17 protein-coding genes are annotated in these 17,104 nt (G+C 71.3%); 11 read left to right on the top strand and 6 right to left on the bottom strand.

Annotated features, from left to right (window positions below; genetic code table 11):
- The first annotated feature begins 23 nt into the window (after positions 1-23).
- A complete protein-coding gene (locus tag ACWD12_RS02285; protein ID WP_358355209.1) occupies positions 24-290 on the top strand; it encodes a hypothetical protein in 267 nt (88 codons plus the stop codon).
- Positions 291-898: 608 nt separating this feature from the next.
- The gene (locus ACWD12_RS02280) at positions 899-1,873 is read left to right on the top strand and encodes a polysaccharide deacetylase family protein (RefSeq protein ID WP_450097963.1); all 975 of its coding nucleotides are present in this window, start codon (positions 899-901) and stop codon (positions 1,871-1,873) included.
- Between the two features lie 19 nt (positions 1,874-1,892).
- Here the strand turns inward: ACWD12_RS02280 and ACWD12_RS02275 are convergent, their stop codons facing one another.
- The 3 genes from ACWD12_RS02275 to ACWD12_RS02265 form a co-directional block, all read right to left on the bottom strand.
- Positions 1,893-3,071 (bottom strand): class I SAM-dependent methyltransferase, encoded by a 1,179-nt coding sequence (locus tag ACWD12_RS02275; protein WP_450097962.1) that lies wholly within the window; start codon positions 3,069-3,071, stop codon positions 1,893-1,895.
- A gap of 106 nt (positions 3,072-3,177) precedes the next feature.
- Positions 3,178-3,474 (bottom strand): hypothetical protein, encoded by a 297-nt coding sequence (locus ACWD12_RS02270; protein WP_358355215.1) that lies wholly within the window; start codon positions 3,472-3,474, stop codon positions 3,178-3,180.
- A gap of 150 nt (positions 3,475-3,624) precedes the next feature.
- Positions 3,625-4,170, bottom strand: a complete 546-nt coding sequence (locus tag ACWD12_RS02265; protein ID WP_450097961.1) for a GNAT family N-acetyltransferase — start codon at positions 4,168-4,170, stop codon at positions 3,625-3,627.
- Positions 4,171-4,780: 610 nt separating this feature from the next.
- Here ACWD12_RS02265 and groES point away from each other — a divergent pair.
- The 3 genes from groES (at position 4,781) to ACWD12_RS02250 (ending at position 7,919) form a co-directional block, all read left to right on the top strand.
- Positions 4,781-5,089, top strand: a complete 309-nt coding sequence (gene groES / locus ACWD12_RS02260; RefSeq protein WP_235054761.1) for a co-chaperone GroES — start codon at positions 4,781-4,783, stop codon at positions 5,087-5,089.
- A 139-nt stretch (positions 5,090-5,228) separates the two neighbouring features.
- Positions 5,229-6,860: a chaperonin GroEL gene (gene groL / locus ACWD12_RS02255; RefSeq protein WP_358355219.1), complete on the top strand. Its 1,632-nt coding sequence runs from the start codon at positions 5,229-5,231 to the stop codon at positions 6,858-6,860.
- 249 nt (positions 6,861-7,109) lie between these two features.
- Complete coding sequence (locus ACWD12_RS02250) at positions 7,110-7,919, top strand: SDR family oxidoreductase (protein WP_450097960.1); 810 nt, start codon at positions 7,110-7,112, stop codon at positions 7,917-7,919.
- A 138-nt stretch (positions 7,920-8,057) separates the two neighbouring features.
- Here the strand turns inward: ACWD12_RS02250 and ACWD12_RS02245 are convergent, their stop codons facing one another.
- Complete coding sequence (locus ACWD12_RS02245; RefSeq protein ID WP_281468958.1) at positions 8,058-8,369, bottom strand: WhiB family transcriptional regulator; 312 nt, start codon at positions 8,367-8,369, stop codon at positions 8,058-8,060.
- A 565-nt stretch (positions 8,370-8,934) separates the two neighbouring features.
- Here ACWD12_RS02245 and ACWD12_RS02240 point away from each other — a divergent pair.
- From ACWD12_RS02240 to ACWD12_RS02215, 6 genes are all read left to right on the top strand, one after another.
- Positions 8,935-9,546, top strand: a complete 612-nt coding sequence (locus ACWD12_RS02240; protein WP_235054757.1) for a response regulator transcription factor — start codon at positions 8,935-8,937, stop codon at positions 9,544-9,546.
- A gap of 106 nt (positions 9,547-9,652) precedes the next feature.
- Positions 9,653-10,246: an RNA polymerase sigma factor ShbA gene (gene shbA / locus ACWD12_RS02235; protein WP_358355273.1), complete on the top strand. Its 594-nt coding sequence runs from the start codon at positions 9,653-9,655 to the stop codon at positions 10,244-10,246.
- Positions 10,243-10,467, top strand: a complete 225-nt coding sequence (locus tag ACWD12_RS02230; protein WP_358355224.1) for a hypothetical protein — start codon at positions 10,243-10,245, stop codon at positions 10,465-10,467. The genes shbA and ACWD12_RS02230 overlap by 4 nt, the downstream gene beginning before the upstream one ends.
- Before the next feature lie 249 nt (positions 10,468-10,716).
- Positions 10,717-12,219, top strand: a complete 1,503-nt coding sequence (gene guaB / locus ACWD12_RS02225; protein WP_358355226.1) for an IMP dehydrogenase — start codon at positions 10,717-10,719, stop codon at positions 12,217-12,219.
- 159 nt (positions 12,220-12,378) lie between these two features.
- The gene (locus tag ACWD12_RS02220; RefSeq protein WP_358355228.1) at positions 12,379-13,494 is read left to right on the top strand and encodes a GuaB3 family IMP dehydrogenase-related protein; all 1,116 of its coding nucleotides are present in this window, start codon (positions 12,379-12,381) and stop codon (positions 13,492-13,494) included.
- A gap of 294 nt (positions 13,495-13,788) precedes the next feature.
- Positions 13,789-14,112, top strand: a complete 324-nt coding sequence (locus ACWD12_RS02215; protein ID WP_450097959.1) for a hypothetical protein — start codon at positions 13,789-13,791, stop codon at positions 14,110-14,112.
- A gap of 97 nt (positions 14,113-14,209) precedes the next feature.
- On the opposite strand, the gene ACWD12_RS02210 is transcribed toward ACWD12_RS02215, so the two are convergent.
- Both ACWD12_RS02210 and ACWD12_RS02205 read right to left on the bottom strand, forming a co-directional pair.
- Positions 14,210-15,964 (bottom strand): serine/threonine-protein kinase, encoded by a 1,755-nt coding sequence (locus ACWD12_RS02210; RefSeq protein ID WP_450097958.1) that lies wholly within the window; start codon positions 15,962-15,964, stop codon positions 14,210-14,212.
- An 89-nt stretch (positions 15,965-16,053) separates the two neighbouring features.
- A complete protein-coding gene (locus tag ACWD12_RS02205) occupies positions 16,054-17,001 on the bottom strand; it encodes an HAD family hydrolase (protein WP_450097957.1) in 948 nt (315 codons plus the stop codon).
- Positions 17,002-17,104: the final 103 nt, after the last annotated feature.

Genomic DNA, 17,104 nt, shown 5'->3' with positions numbered 1-17,104 from the left:
AACCGACAGGGAGGGGGCGGTCCATGACCGCGCGCATCACGGCCACGATGTGGGAGGCGAAGGCGAACCCGGGCAGCGGCGACGCGCTGGTGGACTGGGTGTACGCGACGGCCCTGCCGTCCCTGGAGGGCACCTCGGGCCTCGAACGCGTCGAGGTCTTCCGCAGCGCGGACAGCAGGGTCGTGGTCATCAGCCTGTGGACGGGCGAGCCCTCGGGGCTGCCCGACCCGCCGCGCGATCTGGTCGCCCGGCCGCCGCACGAGTGGGACTTCGAGCAGGTGCAACGCTGACCCCGCGCCCCGTCGTGGGCGCGGGGTGTCCTCGTCATCTCCTGGTGCCGTGAAGGTGGGCGGCGGCCGCCGCGGTGGGCGGGTCGGTCCGGAATCCCGGACTCCGTACCCGCCCCCGGCGAGGAGGCCGAATCACAAGCCGGGGGCGGGACGGCCGCACTCATGGCATCGCGCCGCCGCACGAGCCATGCCTTCAGGACTTGAGTGTGCCCCGGTCACCCAGCTGTTTACACCCGTATCGACATTCCCGTACCTGTCATATGGGTGATGGTGTATGCGCGTGGCGTAGCTTAAGACGGCATCTTCCGGACGGATCGCTGCAAGCGGGTGAAGTTTCGAGGCAACCGATGCGCGGGCGCGGCGCGTACGGATGTTGTGCGCCCGGTGCGCACGCCGTGCGCGCGCCGCGACATGGGCGGGCGGTCGCCGGGTGCGGACCGTCGGCGGGTGCGGACCGTCGGCGGGTGTGGACAGTCAACGATTGCGGGTGTGGACAAGCGCGGCGTCGGCGGGTGCGGCGTCGGGAAGTGCGAGCGTCGGCAGGTGTGGTCGAGTGCGGGTGGCCGGAGTGGCCGCCAGAACGACGGAAAGGCGCGGGAACGGTGGCGGTGGGTACACGAGTTCGGGCGGACGGCCCGGTGGTCGGCCGCGTAGGAGGCCGTACGCGCGGCCGTACGAGCGGCGGCGCGGGCAGGCGTGCGGCGGCGGTCCTCGCCCTGGTGTCCGCCCTCGTGCTCTCCGCCTGCGGTGGCAAGTCGGGCGAGCACAAGCCGTTCGGGGCCGACGGGGTCGCTCCCGGCCCCGGGTCCGCGGGCGGGACCACCCAGGCCGCACCGGCCCCGCAGGGGACTCAGGCCGCCGTACCGCCCGGCGGCGGGCCCGCCGCGCCACCGCCCGGCGACGCCGCCGCCAAGGCCGCCAGGTGGGGCCTCCAGCCCTTCCTGGCCGCCCCCGCACCGCCCGCGACCAAGCCGGTGAAGGCTAACCCCGCCGCGCCGCCGGTCATCAAGAGCGTGCCGACCGACCAGAAGATCGTGTTCATCACCATCGACGACGGTGCCGAGAAGGACCCGAAGTTCCTGGAGATGGCGCGGGACATGAACGTGCCGTTCACGATGTTCCTGAACGACAGCTACGTGCGCCAGGACCCGGAGTACTTCCGCAAGTTGCAGGACATGGGCCACTCGGTGCAGAACCACACGCTCGACCACCCGAACCTGCGCACGCTGGACGCGGAGGCGCAGAAGCGCGAGATCTGCGGCAACCAGGACCGGATCGAACAGGAGTACGGGGTACGGCCGTACCTGTTCCGCCCGCCGTTCGGGAACTACAACGCGACCACCGAGCAGGTCGCCGGCCAGTGCGGCGTCGGCGCGATCGTGCTGTGGCGCGAGTCGATGCAAATCAGCGACATGCAATATCTCGACGCCGACAAGCAGTTGAAGCCCGGCGACATCATCCTGGCGCACTTCCGCGGGCCCTCGGACCTCAAGGGCAAGACGATGACGCAGATGATGGCCAACCTGCTCCGCAAGATCCAGGCACAGGGCTTCACCGTCGCGCGTCTCGAGGACTACGTCTGACGGACCCCCGGCCCGGTCCTTACCGGCCGACCGGCCGCCCGACCAGCATTGTCGGCGCCCCCGCGACGCGCGTCAGGAACACCGTCGCGGCTCCCGGCCCGCTCGGCTTCACGCGCTTGCGCACCTCCTCGGGCTCGACCGCCGAACCGCGCTTCTTGACGGTCAGGCTGCCGATCCCGCGCTCGCGTACGAGGGCCTTCAGCTTCTTCAGGTTGAACGGAAGCACATCCGTCAGCTCGTACGCCGTCGCCAACGGCGTCTCCACCAGCCTGTCCGCCGTGATGTACGCGATCATCGGGTCGACCAGTGCCCCGCCCACCTCCTCCGCGACCTCGGCGACCAGGTGCGCGCGGATGACGGCGCCGTCCGGCTCGTACAGGTAGCGCGCCACCGGCCCGTCGGGCGCCTGGCGTGCGTCGTCGGCCGCCAGGGAGGCACCGCCCGGCAACAGCGTGGCGCGCAACCGCCCTTCGCCGTCCGCGAGCCGGCCCCACCACAGGACCGCCTCCTTCACGTCGCCGCCGTACGACACCCATTCGGCGGCCATCCCGTCGGGCACGACCTCGTGCGGAATCCCGGGTGCGACTTTCGCGGCACCGCACGGTACGCGCGAGGCCAACTCGTCGAGGAACGACAGCGGCGGCGAGTACGCCTCCGGATCGAACACCCGCCCCCGCGCGGTCCGCCGCGCCGGATCCAGAAACGCCGCGTCGAACCCGTCCAGCGCGACCCGCGTGACGTCCTCGCACCGCACCTCGACCATCTCCGCCAGGCCCAGCGCCTCCGCATTGGCCTGCGCAACCGAGCACGTGAGCGGGTCCATGTCGACCGCGACCACGCGTACCCCAGCCCGCGCCAGCGCCAGCGCGTCCCCACCGATCCCGCAGCAAAGGTCCGCCGCCCGAGTGACCCCGGCCGCCGCGATCCGCGCGGCCCGGTGCGCCGCGACCTCGGCCCGGGTGGACTGCTCGACCCCGTCCGGCGTGAAGAACATGCGCGCCGCGTCGTCCCCGAACTTCGCCCGCCCGCGCTGCCGCAACCGGGCCTGCGTCAGCGCCGCGGCGACCAACTCCGGCACATGCGCCCGCCGCAGCCGCGTCGCCCACGCCAACTCGTCGGCAGGCCGATACTCCGCCAACTCCGCGAGCAGCCCGCGCCCCTCGGCCGACAACAACCGCGCAAATCCCTCGACGTCCACCCCCACATTCTCCGTGCCGCCCACACCGGCCGGATACGTACGTCAGCCGACCCGAGCACTTCGACCCATGCCGGCCGCCCCTCGGCCCCGAAACCTGCCGTACCGACTAGCCGGTGACCACGGTGTGGGCGGGGTAGATCCTCGGCTGCGCGTCCGCCACGCCGAGTTCCTCCAGCGCCGGAATGATGAACTCACCGAACCGCTGGAACGCTTCCTCCGACTCCCACACGTCGACGACGAGCCATCCGTCAGCGGTGGGTGCGGCGGTGTGCGAAATGATCCCCGGCACGGGCCAGTCGGAAAGGCTCGTCACCGCCCCGCGTCCGCCCGTCACCTTCTCGGCGCTTCCCTCGTACTGCGCCTGAGTCATGCCGGGGAACTCGAAGACAACGACGATCGCCATGGTGCACTCCCTGGAACGCGGACACTGATCTCCCGATCCAGCCAAGTCGAACACCACACGCCGCAACCCGCCCCTCGGCCTGACCCGAACGAGCGACCGCCCCCCGGCCGGGCACCTTCCGGATGTGCGAGGGTCGAGTCGGGCATTCCCTCAGCCCGCAGGGTCACGCAGGCCGACGCAGTCGAACGCCCAAAAAGCCTCTGAATACACAAAAGTTCCCGTCATCCACGGCTCGTGAGCGGACAACCGGGCGACCTGAAAAGCGGCGTCAGGAATACGCAGCGACGGCGAACGAAAGCCCACCGCACCGGCGCGCTCGAAGCCGCGCGTGCCGTAGTACTGCGGCGAACCCTCCAGGAACACCAACGGCACCCCTTGGTTGTCGGCCGCTTCGAGGGCGTGGGCGATGAGCTGCGTACCGATGCCCTGGCGCTGGAACTCCGGAGCCACGCCCAACGGTGACAGTGACAGGACGTCCACGATCCGGCGCGGAGCATCCAACCGCGTAGCGCTCAGCAGGACGTGCCCGACGATCCGGTCGTCGACGACGGCGACAAAGGACATCGGCGCCAACGCAGCCTCCGCAACGCGAAGTGCCTCCACGAGCCCCGGAATCCGCTCGTCGCCACCGAAGGCCCGCGTGTGAACGTCGCGCACATCGCGGTGATCGTCACCGGTCTCCTGCCGGATCACCACCCCGGCCCCATCGAGAGCGATCCGGCAGCGTCCAGGCGCATCACATGACGTCATGCCCGCGAGAGTAAATCGCGGGACGGCCCACCCTCGACGCAATTGCACCGGCCTTGTCACTTCCGCAATCGGGCCGGCCGTCGGGACTCATCCGTGCAAATCACCCGATACCCCTTGTCGTGGGCAGATTTTCCGTCATGAAGGCCCATGGGATCACGCACTGAAAAAACTTCTTCGCGGCCGACTCCGCGCTTCGTCCCGGCCTCCGGTACCTGTCATATGGCGAGTATCTGGCGCACGGGCAGGCCCGGCCGGGAGCATACGAGCAGGGCCGTCGACGGGCTGACCCTCACGATCGCGCCCCGAGATCACGGCCCAGGGGCGGCCCCGAGCGGCGTCCGGCGGAGGTGCCCTGCGCTTCCCCCCAAGGGGGGATCCGGGCGGCGCTCGTTGGCACTCTAGTTGACGGAGTGCTAAGCGGACCCTAGGGTCTGCATTGGCACTCTCCCTATGAGTGTGCCAACGCGACGGGCAGGTCCGGCACCCGCGACGACGGGCTTACCTGGTCGCCACCTGACAATTACCCCGTGAGATCTCCGAAGGGGGAGGTCGGATCGTGACGACCGCCAGCACCAAGGTTGCCATCAAGCCGCTTGAGGACCGCATCGTGGTCCAGACGCTCGAGGCCGAGCAGACCACGGCCTCGGGCCTGGTCATTCCGGACACGGCGAAGGAGAAGCCCCAGGAGGGCGTCGTCCTGGCCGTGGGCCCCGGCCGCTTCGAGGACGGGCAGCGCCTGCCGCTCGACGTGAAGGTCGGCGATGTCGTCCTGTACAGCAAGTACGGCGGCACCGAGGTGAAGTACAACGGCGAGGAGTACCTCGTCCTCTCGGCGCGCGACGTTCTCGCGATCATCGAGAAGTGACATCGCGGCTCTAGACGTCGTTCTGGGCCGCTGATTCATCGACCCGCCCCGGGCACCCCGACTGGGGCGCCCGGGGCGGCGTCGTTGGCGGCCCGTACATGCAGGCTTGAGGACGAAGGAACAAGAGGACTCACATCCCATGCCCAAGATTCTTCAGTTTGACGAGCACGCCCGCCGTTCGCTGGAGCGCGGCGTCAACGCGCTCGCGGACGCGGTCAAGGTGACGATCGGCCCCAAGGGCCGCAACGTCGTCATCGACAAGAAGTTCGGCGCGCCGACGATCACCAACGACGGTGTGACCATCGCCCGCGAGGTCGAGCTCGACGACCCGTACGAGAACCTCGGCGCCCAGCTCGCGAAGGAGGTGGCGACCAAGACCAACGACATCGCAGGTGACGGTACGACCACCGCGACCGTGCTCGCCCAGGCGCTGGTACGCGAGGGCCTGCGCAACGTCGCCGCCGGTGCCGCGCCGATGGACCTCAAGAAGGGCATCGACGCCGCGGTCAAGGCCGTGTCGGACGAACTGCTCGGCACCGCCCGCGCGATCGACGGCAAGGAGGACATCGCCAACGTCGCCGCGCTGTCCGCGCAGGACCGTCAGATCGGCGAGCTGATCGCCGAGGCCATGGACAAGGTCGGCAAGGACGGTGTCATCACCGTCGAAGAGTCGAACACCATGGGCCTGGAGCTGGAGTTCACCGAGGGCCTCCAGTTCGACAAGGGCTACCTGTCGCCGTACATGGTCACCGACCAGGAGCGCATGGAAGCGGTCCTGGAGGAGCCCTACATCCTCATCAACCAGGGCAAGATCTCGGCGATCGCCGAGCTGCTCCCGATCCTGGAGAAGGTCATCCAGGCGGGCGGCAACAAGCCGCTGCTGATCGTCGCCGAGGACATCGAGGGCGAGGCCCTGTCGACGCTGGTCGTCAACAAGATCCGCGGCACGTTCAACGCCGTCGCGGTCAAGGCCCCGGGCTTCGGCGACCGCCGCAAGGCGATGCTGGAGGACATGGCCATCCTGACCGGCGGCCAGGTCATCGCTCCCGAGGTCGGCCTCAAGCTGGACCAGGCGGGCCTGGAGGTCCTCGGTACGGCGCGCCGCGTCACCATCACCAAGGACGCCACCACGGTCGTCGACGGTGCGGGCGACTCGGCCGCGATCGCGGACCGCGTCCGCCAGATCAAGGCCGAGATCGAGAACACCGACTCCGACTGGGACCGCGAGAAGCTCCAGGAGCGCCTCGCGAAGCTGGCCGGCGGCGTGTGCGTGATCCGCGTGGGTGCGGCCACCGAGGTCGAGCTCAAGGAGAAGAAGCACCGTCTCGAGGACGCGGTCTCCGCGACCCGCGCGGCCATCGAGGAGGGCATCGTCGCGGGCGGCGGCGCCGCTCTCGTGCACGCGGCCTCGGTGCTCGACGACAACCTGGGCCTGACCGGCGACGTCGCCACCGGTGTCTCGGTCGTGCGCCGCGCGACCGTCGAGCCGCTGCGCTGGATCGCGGAGAACGCGGGCCTCGAGGGCTACGTCATCGTCAACAAGGTGCAGGAGCTCGAGGTCGGCCACGGCTTCAACGCCGCGACCGGCGAGTACGGCGACCTGCTCAAGGCCGGCGTCATCGACCCGGTCAAGGTCACCCGCTCCGCGCTGCAGAACGCCGCGTCCATCGCGTCGCTGCTCCTGACGACCGAGTCGCTGGTCGTCGAGAAGCCGGCCGAGCAGGAGGCTGCGCACGGCCACAGCCACGGCGGCCACGGCCACAGCCACTGACACCGTCGGACTCCGACGCAGGGCAGCAGGTAGCAGGCAGCAGGTAGCAGGGCAGTACGCGCGCCTCGTACGCGAGCAGCACGTTCGCGCACGAGCCACGCGCGAGTCGAGGGCCCCGGGAACGCCACACGGCGTTCCCGGGGCCCTCGGCCTTTCGGCCTTCTGTGCCGAAGCAGGATCTGGAAGAGTGCGCACTGCACAAGATCTGACATACCGTCAGGCCAGACAGAGCAGGACAGAGGGAGAACCATGGGGACGTACGCGATCACCGGTGCGGCATCCGGCCTCGGCGCCGCCACCAAGGCCCGCCTGGAGGCGGACGGCCACCGCGTCATCGGCGTCGACCTGCGCGACAGCGACGTCAACGTGGACCTGTCCACGTCCGAGGGCCGCGCCGAGGCGGTCGCGCGCGTCACCGAGCTGGCCGGCGACTCCCTCGACGGCTTCGCGCCCTTCGCGGGCCTCGCGGCGGCCACCGGGCGCCCGGGCTCGCTGATCGTCTCGGTGAACTACTTCGGTGCCGTCGAGGTGCTGGAGGGCCTGCGCCCGCTGCTCGCGAAGGCCGAGAAGCCGGCCGTGGTGATGATCAGCTCCAACTCGACCACGTGCCAGCCGAACTGGGACACCACGCTGGCGGAACTGTGCCTCGCCGGCGACGAGGCGGGTGCCCGTGAGGCGGCGGACAAGGACATGATGGGGTCGTACCCCGCGTCCAAGGCCGCGCTCGCGTACTACGTGCGCGCCAAGGCGGTTTCGGAGGAGTGGATCGGCGCCGGCATCCGCCTCAACGCGATCGCGCCGGGGCTCATCGAGACGCCGATGACCGCGGCCGGCAAGGTCGACCCGCTGACCGCCGAGGGCATGAAGATGTTCCCGCTGCCGGTCGGACGCGGCGGCAAGCCGGAGGAGATCGCGGCGCTGACCGCGTTCCTGCTGGGCCCGGAGTCGACGTTCTTCGTCGGCTCGGTGGTGTTCTGCGACGGCGGTACGGACGCCCTGCTGCGCGGCAAGGACTGGCCCGCCGTCTGGGAGCTGGACATGTCCGCCTTCGGCATGTGAGCCGCGCAGCCGCACACTGCTGACGGCACCCGCTGACGGCACGCCCCTGACGGCACACCCTGACGCGAAGGCGGTGGCCCCGCCCCGATCCCCTCGGGACGGGGCCACCGCCGTTCTCGCGTGGTCGGTCGCCGGCCCTCAGCCGGCGGTGGTCACGTCGGTCCGGTTGAGCATCCGGCGCCGACCGTCCATCTCGACGCGGTCGTCCTCGGTGAGCCCTCCCCAGACGCCGTACGGTTCGCGCACCGCGAGCGCATGCTGCGCGCACTGGACGCGGACCGGGCAACGTTGGCACACCTCCTTGGCCGCGGCTTCCCGAGCGACCCTCGCCGCGCCGCGTTCGCCCTCCGGGTGGAAGAACAGCGCGCTGTCCACGCCTCGGCAGGCGGCGGACAGCTGCCAGTCCCACAGGTCGGCGTTCGGGCCGGGGAGCCGGGAGAAATCAGCCATGAGTCGTCCCTCGTGTTCAGGGGCAAATTGCGGGTTCGTGCTGTTCCGCTTGCGTTGCCGCTGGTGATGCCGGTTCTGGTGCCTCTCGCGGTGCCGCTTCTGCTGTCGGCACGGTCACTGGTGCGGATGACTCCGCAAGAGGTGGCCTGACCATGCGATCAAACGATGGTGCGAAAGTGCCACAGAATGATCAGTTCCATGCATATATCGGTCTTATGCGCGAAAACCAGTAAAAAATGTGTGGTCATGACCATCGGGTGCGCCCTGCCACGGGCGGGTGAGGCGGTGTCGCCCGGAATGGCCACCGCGTCGGCGTGCCCTCGGATGGGGTCGGCTCGTTGTGGTAGCGGCGGGCCCCACGGCCCCCGAAGTACCCGCGACCCCAGCCCGTAACCCTTTCGGGTGACGGTCGTTGGTGATGGGTGAGGCGGTCGGCGATTCGAACCCCGCAAGGTGTACGCGCGGGGACAGACTCTGGGACACCGGGTGATCACCGATCGCGTAGGCAACGGAACGTACAGGCGTGGAGGCTCAACGTGACGCGGATCTGCTGCGGAGGCCGGCGATGACGACCGTCCTGGTCTGCGACGATTCCCCGCTGGTGCGGGAGACCCTTCGGCGCGCGGTGGCCACGGTCCCCGGCGTCGAACGGGTGACCACGGCCACGAGCGGCGAGGAGGTGCTGCGCCGTTGGGGCGCCGAGCGCTCCGACCTCGTGCTCATGGACGTGCGCATGCCCGGACTCGGCGGCGTCGAGGCGGTGCGCCGGCTGCTGGCCGGTGACCCCGGTGCCAGGGTGATCATGCTGACGATGGCCGAGGACCTCGACGGCGTCGCACTCGCGGTCGCCGCGGGCGCCCGCGGCTACCTGCACAAGGACGCGTCGCGCGCCGAACTGCGCGCGACCGTCTCCCAGGCGCTCGCCGACCCGACGTGGCGCCTGGCGCCGCGCCGTCTGCGCTCCGCGGACATGGGTGTGGCGCCGACCCTGACGGCACGCGAGATCCAGGTGCTGGAGGGCATGAGCCACGGCCGGAGCAACGCGGAGATCGGGCGCGAGCTGTTCCTGTCCGAGGACACCGTGAAGACCCACGCCCGCAGGCTCTTCAAGAAGCTCGGTGCGTCGGACCGTGCGCACGCGGTCGCGCTCGGCTTCCGCTGGGGCCTCGTGCGGTGATCGGAGTGGTTCCGGGACCCTGCGGAGGACCGTCGCCGACACCTGGGGCGAACCGCAGGGTCCGCGGACCGGCATACTGAATCTCATGGGCGGGATCGCCGAGCGCATGCCGGACAGACCGGACAGGGCCGACAGCCGGGTGGATGACGGCATGCGTGCCGTGGTTGTTCGGGCTGTCCAGGGGGACCTTCAGGCCACCGATGAACTGCTGGCGTACGTGCGCCCTTTGGTGCTCAGATACTGCCGGGCGAGACTCGGCCGGGTGCCGGGGGCGGAGCACGCCGCCGACGACGCGGCGCAGGAAGTGTGCCTTGCGGTGCTGTCGGCGCTGCCGCGGTACCGGGACGAGGGGCGCCCGTTCGAGGCCTTCGTGTTCGGCATCGCCGCACACAAGGTCGTGGACGTGCAGCGGGCCGCGGTACGGGCCGCCGTGCCGACCTGCGACCTGCCCGAGGCGATCGACGACTACCCCGGACCCGAGGACCAGGTCGTCCGCCGCAGTGACGCCGCGCACGCCCGGGCCCTGCTCGGGCGGCTGCCCGACAACCTGCGCGAGCTTCTTGTCCTGCGGGTCGCCGTCGGCCTGTCCGCCGAGGAGACCGGCCGTGCCATGGGGATGTCCCCAGGGGCGGTACGCGTCGCACAGCACCGTGCGTTGTCCCGACTGCGCGCGCTGGCGGAGGAGGAGATGACGGCGTGAACGCGGGGATCCCGGGGATGCGCCAAGTGCGGGTCGGAACACCGACCCCTCGTGCCCTCGCGGACCTCGGACTCCTGCGCCGTGACGACGAACTGGTGGAGACGCTCCGGCTGCGCAACGGGCGGCCGCAGGGCGACCGGCTCGCGCGCCTCTTCCACGCCCTGCTCGCCGAGGTCGACGCCGTCCCCGGGGGGCGGCGGGCGGTGACGGACCGCTGCTGAGGCGGTGCCGAGGCGGTCGACCGGACGCTCCGGGACCGCGCACCGCCGGACCCGAGTAGCATTGGTCCCCATCCCACCGGCACACCACCGGGACGGCCGTACCCGCGTGCGCGGCGGTCGGCCCCGGCGGAGCCGTCGTTTTTCCCGCGGTCCAGGCGGTGGAGGCGCACAGCAGTGCCGGTCGGCTCGATCGGGTCGCTCCAGTCGGTCTTCCCAGTCGATCACTTCCAACCGGAACCGGAAGGTGTCATGAGTCTCACGGCCGACGGCGTACCCGAGAAGTTCGCGATGCTCGGGCTGACCTACGACGACGTCCTCCTGCTGCCGGGTGCGTCCGACGTCGTGCCGAGCGAGGTCGACACCACGTCGCGGGTGACGCGCAACATCAGCGTGCGCATCCCCCTCCTCTCGTCCGCGATGGACACCGTCACCGAGTCGCGCATGGCGATCGCGATGGCCCGCCAGGGCGGCGTCGGCGTGCTGCACCGCAACCTCTCCATCGAGGACCAGGCCAACCAGGTCGACCTGGTGAAGCGCTCCGAGGCCGGCATGGTGATCGATCCGATCACGATCGGTCCGGACGCGTCCCTGCGCGACGCCGACGACCTGTGCGCGCGGTACCGCATCAGCGGCGTCCCGGTCACCGACGAGAACGGCCGCCTGCTGGGCATCGTCACCAACCGCGACCTGCGCTTCGAGGTGGACCACGCGCGCCGGGTCCGCGAGGTCATGACGCCGATGCCGCTGGTCACCGGGCCGGTCGGGATCAGCGGCCAGGACGCGATGGAGCTGCTGCGCCGCCACAAGGTGGAGAAGCTGCCGCTGATCGACGACGGGGGCCGGCTGCGCGGGCTCATCACCGTCAAGGACTTCGTCAAGAGCGAGAAGTACCCGTACGCCACCAAGGACGCCGACGGACGGCTCGTCGTCGGCGCCGCGGTCGGCACCGGCGACGACAGCTTCCGCCGGGTGCAGGCGCTGGTCGAGGCCGGCGTCGACTTCATCGTGGTGGACAGCGCGCACGGCCACTCGCGCGGCGTGCTCGACATGATCGCCAAGGTCAAGGCCAACACCAAGGTCGACGTCGTGGGCGGCAACATCGCCACCCGCGACGGCGCCCAGGCGCTCGTGGACGCGGGCGTGGACGGCGTCAAGGTCGGCGTCGGCCCCGGCTCGATCTGCACCACGCGCGTGGTCGCCGGCGTCGGCGCGCCGCAGGTCACCGCGATCTACGAGGCCGCGCAGGCGTGCGGCCCGGCGGGCGTGCCGGTCATCGGCGACGGCGGCCTCCAGTACTCCGGCGACATCGCGAAGGCCATCGCGGCCGGCGCGGACACCGTGATGCTCGGCAGCCTGCTCGCGGGCTGCGAGGAGAGCCCCGGCGAGCTGATCTTCATCAACGGCAAGCAGTTCAAGAGCTACCGCGGCATGGGCTCGCTGGGTGCGATGCAGTCGCGCGGCCAGGCCAAGTCGTTCTCCAAGGACCGCTACTTCCAGGACGACGTGCTGTCCGAGGACAAGCTCGTGCCCGAGGGAATCGAGGGCCAGGTGCCCTACCGCGGCCCGCTGGCGGCCGTCGCGCACCAGCTCATCGGCGGCCTGCGCGCGTCGATGGGGTACGCGGGCGCGCCCACCGTCCCCGACCTCAAGGTGCGCGGCCGGTTCGTCCGGATCACCTCCGCGGGCCTGCGCGAGTCGCACCCGCACGACATCAACATGACCGTCGAGGCGCCGAACTACTCGTCGCGCTGAGCCGGGTTTTCCGTTCGGGGCGGTCGGGAACCGGAGGTTCCGGGCCGCCCCGTACGCTTGTCCGCGGGCAGGTCGTACGACCACCGCATTTCCCCAGATACGACACACCGTTCAGGTACGACACACCGTTCGACGGTCAGACGGCAGGAGAGGCGCAACGTGACTGAGGTCGAGATCGGTCGAGGCAAGCGGGGCCGCCGCGCCTTCCACTTCGACGACGTCGCCATCGTCCCGAGCCGGCGTACGCGCGACCCCGAAGAGGTCTCGATCGCCTGGCAGATCGACGCGTACCGCTTCGAGCTGCCGTTCCTGACCGCGCCGATGGACAGCGTGGTCTCGCCGGAGACGGCGATCGCCGTCGGGCGCATGGGCGGCCTCGGGGTGCTCAACCTCGAAGGCCTGTGGACGCGTTACGAGGACCCGACCCCGCTGCTCGAGGAGATCGGCACCCTCGACGAGGCCACCGCGACCCGCCGGATGCAGGAGATCTACGCCGAGCCGATCAAGGCGGAGCTGATCGGGCAGCGCATCAAGCAGATCCGCGACGCGGGCGTGGTGACGGCCGCGGCGCTGTCGCCGCAGCGGACCGCGCAGCACCACAAGGCGGTCATCGACGCGGGTGTCGACATCTTCGTGATCCGCGGCACCACGGTCTCCGCGGAGCACGTGTCCGGCAGCACCGAGCCACTCAACCTCAAGCAGTTCATCTACGACCTCGACGTGCCGGTGATCGTCGGCGGCTGCGCGACGTACCAGGGCGCGCTGCACCTCATGCGCACCGGCGCGGCGGGCGTGCTGGTCGGCTTCGGCGGCGGTGCGGCGCACACCACGCGCCGGGTGCTCGGCGTCGCGGTGCCGATGGCGACCGCGGTCGCGGACGTCGCCGAGGCGCGTCGCGACTACCTCGACGAGTCGGGCGGCCGGTACGTGCACGTCATCGCGGACGGCAGCGTCGGCGCCAGCGGCGACATCGCCAAGGCCGTCGCGTGCGGCGCGGACGCCGTCATGATCGGCTCGGCGCTTGCCCGCGCGACCGACGCCCCCGGCCGCGGCCACCACTGGGGTTCGGAGGCCCACCACCCCGAACTGCCGCGCGGCCGCCGCATGGACCTCGGCGCCGTCGGCACGCTGGAGGAGGTGCTGAACGGCCCGTCGCACGTCTCGGACGGCTCCATGAACCTCTTCGGCGCGCTGCGCCGGGCGATGGCGACCACCGGCTACACGGACCTGAAGAAGTTCCAGCAGGTCGAGGTGACGGTTTCGCCGCAGCACTGAAGCGCCGAGTACCGAAGCGCCGAGCACTGACATTGCGGTGGCACTGACGTCGCCGCAGGTCCCCCGAGTACACGCTCCCGCCACCCGCGCCCCCGCCTTTGCGGAGGGCCGGTCGGCGGGAGCGCGCGTTTGCGGCACCGGATGCCGGCATTTCTCCACCGCGTCCTGACGATGCGTCAACGGCTTTGCGCCGGGCAATAGTTCGAGTGGGCGGGCAGTCTTCCGCTTACCGCCTACCCGCGTGGCGGGGGACGGTACGTTGTGCGCCAGCCGTGGTGCCTTGAGGGGGAGACCGTGAGCAGACCGTCCGTGGACCCGTCCGGTTCGCCGCGCGACCTCCCTTTGTGGCACCGGGTGGTCTGGACGCTGGTGCCCGTCGTGACCATCGGGTTCGGCGCGTGGCTGCCGTTCGCGTACTGGGCCTACCGGCAGCCCCGCGGCTCGGCCGACCACCGGTGGTGGCTCGGTTTCACGGTCGCGTCGGCGGTGGAGCTGGTGCTCGTGTTCACGCGTCCGGACGACGGCCTGGTCAGCCAACTCGTGGGCGCGTACGTGCTGCTCCTCATCCTGGCGGCGACCGTCGCGACGTGGCTCAAGTCGGCGCCCGGGCGGGCGTAGGCGCGAGGAACGGCGGCCCCGAGGAACCGCGGCCCCGAGGAACGGCGCTGCGAGAAACAGCGGTGCATGTACGGCGGTCCGGGTCAGTCGGCGCGGGTCAGCCGGCCCGGGTGTCCCGGAACTGTTCGACGGCGACGTCGAGCAGGTCCTCGTACTGGGACCAGTCGTCCGTCTCGGGACCGACCACCCACAGGTTGTAGCTGTTGTCGCCGCTCCGCCATCGGATGTCCCGGACCGCGCGCGGGCCGTCCGGCGCCCGGTATCGGTAGTCCCACACGGCGGCGCTGTCTCCCGGGTCGCTCCGGCGGGAGAGCGTCAGTTGCTCATAGCCGGGGTAGGACGGCGAGGCCTTGGTCTCGGTCGCGGAGGCCGACTGCTCGGCGAAGGGGTCCGCGGTGTCGCCGCGGAGCGCGCGTACGACGATGAGGTAGCGGCCGTCGGGCGACTTGTACGCGATGTCTCCCGAGTCGTCCCGGCCGAGCCGCCAGTTCGCCGGGACCGCGACCTCGATGCCCTCGGTGTCGGTCTGCCGCTTGAAGCCCTCGGGGACGGCCGGCCGCGAATCGGGGACCGGTGCGGGCGACGTCCGGGACGACGGGGGTGCCGAAGGTGCCGAGCCGGAGCTTGTTCCGGGCGCCGTCGGGGTGGGCGGGCCCTGGGACTTCGCGCCCTCGTCGTCACCGTCGGCCAGCATCAGGCCGGCGGCTGTGCCGCCGCCGGCGAGGACCGCCCCGACGGCCACCGCGAGGATGATGCGCCGGACCCGGCCCGGTCGCGGCGGCGCGGGGTCCCGGGGCGCGGTGGTGCCGCCGCCCGGCAGGGTGCCGTTGCCGGGCGGTGTGCCGGGGCCGGGCGGTGGACCGCCGGTGACCGTGGGGAGTACGTCGGGCCGGGGCGCGGCGGGCGTCCCGGTGGCCGCAATCGGGTCGGCACTCGGTTCGACGGCGTCCGGGACTTCGCGTGTGCCGCCCGACGGAGCCGTACCCGCTGTGCCTGCCGGACCTGCCGGACCCGCCGCACCCGCGGTACGCCCCGCGATCGCGGCGAGCCGCGGCGCCAACTCGGCGGCGGTGGGGCGGTGCCGCGGGTCCTTGGCGAGCAACGCGTCGATCACGTCGGTGAGTTCGCCCGCCCTGCGCGGCGGTGCGTGCGGGTCGTTGACGATCGCGGTGATGGTCGCCCAGTCGTTCGGGCGGCGGAACGGGCTGTAGCCCTCGACGGCGACGTACAGCAGGACGCCGAGCGACCACAGGTCGGACGCGGGCGTCGGGCGGCGGCCTTCCGTGCGCTCGGGCGCTATGTACTCGATCGTGCCGACGAAGGAGCCGGTTCCGGTGACCGTGGCGGTGCCCTCGACGGCGGCGATGCCGAAGTCGACGAGGACGGCGGCGCCGTCGGGGCGGATCAGGACGTTCGCGGGCTTGACGTCGCGGTGCAGGACGCCCGCGTCGTGTGCGGCGGTCAGCGCTTCGAGGATGTCGGCCGCGACGTCGGCGGCGTCGTGCGGCGTGAGCGTGCCCTCGGCGAGCAGCGAGGTGAGCGGCTGTCCGGGGACCAGCTCCATGACGATCCACGGGAACGGCTCGTCGTCGACGATCTGGTGCACGGTCGCCACGTGCGGGTTGCGGAGGCGGGCGAGGGCCTGCGCCTCGCGCAGGACGCGGGCGTGCAGAAGGGCGATCTGGTCGGCCGGGGCGTCCTCGCGGACGCGGACCTCCTTGATGGCCACCTCGCGGTGCAGCGTGGTGTCCACGGCGCGCCAGACCGTGCCCATGGCGCCTCTGCCGAGGCGTTCGACGAGTTCGAAACGGCCGTCGCCGACGCGCCGGCTGTTCGCCGCGTCCCCGTTCATGCACCACTCTCCGGAAATGTTCGTGACTGCGCAGAGGGCCACCTTGCCAGGCGGGACGCGGTCCGGGGCGGGAGGGCGGTCCGCCGCGCCTAGCCCTCCGCGATCTCCGCCAGGTACGCGGACGCCAAGTACCGGGCCACTCCGTCCGCGTCGCTCGGATCGGTCACATCCGTGGCGAGGGCCAGTACGTCGGGGTGTGCGCCGGACGGCACGATCCGCCTGTCCTGGGGCGCGGTCGCGACCGCGAACATCGACAGGTCGTTGAGGTGGTCCCCGCACACCACCAGCGGCCCGGTGTGCCCCAGGCGCTCGCGCAAGCCGCGTACCGCCGTGCCCTTGTCGGCGGTGGGCGCGGTCACGCTGAACTCCGTCCACCCCGGGCAGTAGTCGTTCCTGATCGCCAGCACCGCGGCCCGGTCGCCGCATGCCGCGGCGATCAGCTTGCCGACCCGTTCGGCGTCGTCGTGCGGCGCGGCCAGGCGTACCAGCACCACCTGGGCGGACCTCGCCAGCGCCCGGAAGTCCGGGCAGTACCGCAGCCGCGGGTCGCCGAGCGCGGCCTTCTCGTCGTGGAACCACCGCACGCTGTCGTTGCCGAGTTCCCCGAAGTCCACGTGGTCGGCCGTCCCGTCCCAACTCGTCAGCGTCGGCTCGATGCCCGAGACCGCCAGCGCGTCGACGAGTGCGACGGTCACCTCACGGTCGAGCGTATGGTTGACGAAGTGCTCCCCGGTAACCGCGTCGGAGATGTAGCTCCCACCCAACTCCACGACCGGAAGCGGAAGTTCGACACCCGCGAGCAGGGCGCGGATCGACGGCATCCCGCGTGCGGTCGCGATGGTCAGCGCCACCCCTGCGGCGGCCAGGCGGTTGAGGGTGCGCCGCGTGTAGGCCGAGGCGGTCGCGTCGGGCCGCAGCAGCGTCCCGTCGAGGTCGCACACGATCAGCGGGCGCCTGCCGAGGGGCTCGCCGGGTTGCCCGGGCCACCCCGGTTCCGGGGAGCCGGGCGTTCCTGCCGGGGTTGCCGCGGCGGTCACGGGTCCTCGCTCTCGGTGGCGGTGCTCTCGCTGGCCGTCGTCCGACGGTACTGCGCGGCTCACGGGAAGTTCACCCGACCGGGGTATAGAGGACCGCGGGTAC

This window comes from Streptodolium elevatio (assembly GCF_053592165.1).
Note: the sequence above shows the minus strand (reverse complement) of the source record. Positions and strands in the feature narration are given on the sequence as shown.